Origin of the sequence: Kineococcus indalonis, from assembly GCF_009906395.1 — a bacterium.
In the GTDB taxonomy this organism is placed as follows: Bacteria; Actinomycetota; Actinomycetes; order Actinomycetales; family Kineococcaceae; genus Kineococcus; species Kineococcus indalonis.
In genome coordinates this window covers 1-2,876 of the sequence record NZ_JAAALM010000510.1, presented here as the reverse complement: position 1 = coordinate 2,876, position 2,876 = coordinate 1, and the positions used below count along the sequence as shown (strand labels likewise).

The window sequence follows — 2,876 nt, the reverse complement described above, 5'->3', positions numbered from 1 at the left end:
GGCCCCGCCGGCGGTCCCGCCCGCCGCGGGGCCTCGACGGGCAGCGGGGCCGCCGGGGCGGCGGCCTCCGCGGCGCCGCCCTGCGCGGGCACGAGCGGGGCCTGCGGCGCGGGGGCCGGCTCACCGGCACCCGGCTCCGCCGCGCGGCGGCGGGAGGTCCAGAACGCCTCCGCGGCGGTCTTCGGCGGGGTGGCCGAGTCGCGCACCGCGCGGGGCTTGCGGCCCCCGCGCGGCAGGATGTCCTGCGCCGGGGTCAGCGCGACCGGGGCCTCCGCGCGGCGCTCGCGCTTGGGCATGGCCGCGGGCGTACCGGCCGCCGGGCCCGGCGCGGTCACCGGCTGCCAGGCGGGCTCGGCCGCGACGAGCGGGCCGGCCGCCTCGACCGGGGCGGGAGCTGCGGCCGGGCCGGCGGGGGCGTCCGCCCGGGCCGGGGCGGCCGCGGCGGCGCGCTCCTCCTCCGCGCCGGCCCCGAGGGCGGGCTTGCGGCGCGTGGGCAGGGTGCGGCCGGGGCGCGTCACCTCGGGAACGGGGGCGCTGACGCCGGACTCGGCGGCGGCGTGCGCCGCGGACTGCTCCAGGGTGGCGGACAGGGCGTCGCCGACGCCCTGCGCGGCGAGCGGGTTCGCCACGATCGAGCTCGGCCGGGCCGGCGCCGCGGGCTCGGCGGCCGGCAGGGCCGCCACGTCGACGGCCGGCAGGGCCGCCACGTCGGCGGCCGGCAGGGCCGCCACGTCGGCGGCCGCGGAGTCCGCGGCCGGGGCGAGCGGCAGGGCCGGGGCGGCGTCGTGCACGGACAGCTCCGGCTGGCCGGCCGCGACGCTGCCCGGGGTGAACAGCGCCGGGCCGAGCAGCAGGGTCACCGTGGTGCCCTCGCCCTCGGTGGAGCGGAACGACACGTCCAGGTCCAGGCGGCCGGCCAGGCGGCCCACCACGTGGAACCCGAGGCGCTGGGCGCCGACGAACTCGCTGGCGCGCCCGCCGCGGATGCGCTCGGAGGCGGCGCGCACCTCCTCCTCGCTCATGCCGATGCCGGTGTCGGTGATGGTCACCTCGACGCCGCGCTCGCCCTCGGCGGTGCCGACGACGACGCGGGTGCCGGGGTCGGAGAAGTTGGTGGCGTTCTCCAGCAGCTCGGCGAGCAGGTGCGCCAGGGACAGCGCGAGGTGCCCGACGACCGGCGGGTCCGCCGCCAGGGACAGGTCGACGCGGTCGTAGTGCTCGATCTCGCCGGCCGCGGTGCGGATGACGTCCGACAGCGGCAGCGGGCGGCGCAGGCGGCGGCCGGTGTTGATGCCGGCCAGGACGAGCAGGGACTCGGCGTTGCGCCGCATCCGGGTCGCCAGGTGGTCGAGGGTGAACAGGTCCTCGAGGGTGTCCGGGTCCTCCTCGGTGCGCTCCAGCTGGTCCAGGAAGGACAGCTGGCGGGCCAGCAGGGCCTGGTCGCGGCGGGCGACGTTGATGAACATCTCGGCGATGGAGGCGCGCAGGGCGGCCTGCTCGCCGGCGATGCGGAACGTCGTCTCGTTGAGGTCGTTGATGACGTGCGCCACCTGGCCGACCTCGTCGGTGCTGGTGACGGGCAGCGGGGTGTGCTCCACGCCCGGGCCCTCGCCGGGGGTCTGCATGCGCTCGACCATGCGGGGCAGCTCGTCGCGCACCTCGGTGGCGGCGGCGGACAGGGCGCGCAGGCGGGTGCCGATGCCGCGGGCGGTGCGCACGCCGAAGAACGCGGTGCCCAGCAGGGCCAGGACGCTGACGGCGATGGCGGCGACCGCGGAGACGAGGGTGGCGTCGGCGGCCTCGCGGGCGTGGACCGCGGCGTCGGCGTTGATGGCGTCGGCGGCGCGCTGGTAGGCGTCGATGTGGGCCTGGGAGTGGGCCACCCAGTCGGCCTCGCTCAGGGCCGGGGTGGCGTCGGCGGGCGCGGCGGCGAACAGGTTGCGGTCCTGGTTGACGAACGCCTGGGCGCTGGTGGCGCGCTGCTCGCGCAGCGTGCGGGTCAGGACCGCCGCGCCCTCCTCGCCGACGCGGGCGGTGGCCTGCTGCTCGAAGTAGGCCTGGTAGGCGATGGCGCTCTGGCGCAGCTCGCGCACCCCGGTGCCGCCCTGCCCGCGCAGCACTAGCAGGCCGGCGAGCTGCTCCTGGGAGAGCGCGTCGATCCCGCGGTAGAGGAGACCGGTGGCGGCCAGGCGGCCGGCGAGCTCGCGGGCGCCGGAGTCGTCGGCGACGGCGATGGTCACGTCGGCGACCGCGCCGAGGACGTCGCTGTAGGTGTTCGCCGCGCTCAGGGCGCTGGTGCGCCCGCCGTCGACGGCGGCGCGCACCTGCGGCAGCGTGGAGGCGGCCGCGGCGCCGAAGCGCTCGATGGCGGCGACCTTGCCGCCCTCGTCGAACTCCACGCCGGAACCCTGCGCGGCCTCCTGGGCCTTCGCGACGGCCTGGTCGGTGGCGGCGCGGGCCGCGGCGACCTGCGCGCGCAGCTCGTCGCCGGGCGCGGTCACGTACTGCACCGTCAGCAGGCGCTCGCTCTGCAGGGCGTGCAGGAGCGCGTTGTTCTCGGCCGACCTCTCGGTGAAGTTGGCGAGGTCGCGCTCGTCGTCGGCGTGCTCCACCGACACGGTGGTGAGCGCTGCGACCGCGAGCACCAGCAGCACCAGGGGTACCGCGAGCAGGGCCAGGAGCTTCGCTCTGATGCTCAGGTTCCGCAGCATGTCAACCTTCCGTAAGCGGTGGTGAGCGGTGAGGGGGCCCACCTGTGCTCGAGCAGGACGTCTGGTGTTCTCTCGGGCCCGTGGGGGCCGGGGGTGAGCGGGGCCGGGACAGGACCGCTCGTTCGGCCCATCGGCGGATGGCGTGTCGAGTGGAGGGATCCGGTG

The 2,876-nt window shown here is 77.9% G+C and carries 1 protein-coding gene; it reads right to left on the bottom strand.

Annotated features, from left to right (window positions below; genetic code table 11):
* Positions 1-2,711, bottom strand: a 2,711-nt coding sequence (locus GTR00_RS18160; RefSeq protein ID WP_205706132.1) for a sensor histidine kinase, incomplete at its 3' end; no start/stop codon positions are given.
* Positions 2,712-2,876: the final 165 nt, after the last annotated feature.